Source organism: Streptomyces sp. NH27, from assembly GCF_056859195.1.
On record NZ_JACEGK010001094.1, the window covers coordinates 1 to 437 of the forward strand.

Genomic DNA, 437 nt, shown 5'->3' on the forward strand with positions numbered 1-437 from the left:
ACTTCAAGGAGCAACTCCAACAGACGAACATCTAAAATCATTTGTGGACTACTTAGAAGAGAAGTTTAACAACATCCTAAAGAAATTGATAGCAGGCACGGACGTAGCAAAACTACAAGGCTTTTTAGAGGCTGTAGAGCAAGACAATCCGCATCTAACAAAACAACAGAAAGGGCAACTACTAAAAGATACGGTAGTAACTGGGCTTTTCAATCATGGATAGACAGACAGCAACAGAAGCAATCAAGGAACGCCTGACAGATTATGTCGAAGGCATCACTGAACGCAGTAAAAAGGGCAATAAAAAAGCATTTGTTTGCCCGCTTTGCGGTAGCGGTACAGGTAAAAGCGGTACTGGAGCATTTACAATTACACCAGAGGGCAACAGTTGGAAGTGCTTCGCATGTGACAAGGGTGGAGATACATTAGACCTTATT

2 protein-coding genes are annotated in these 437 nt (G+C 42.3%); both read left to right on the forward strand.

Features of this window, described 5'->3' with window-relative positions; all coding sequences use genetic code 11:
- On the forward strand, positions 1 to 223 hold a 223-nt coding region (locus tag AC13HU_RS38185), incomplete at its 5' end, for a hypothetical protein (protein WP_483046581.1).
- Positions 216 to 437 (forward strand): CHC2 zinc finger domain-containing protein (locus tag AC13HU_RS38190; protein WP_483046582.1); only part of this gene is annotated, 222 nt, incomplete at its 3' end. The genes AC13HU_RS38185 and AC13HU_RS38190, both read left to right, overlap by 8 nt.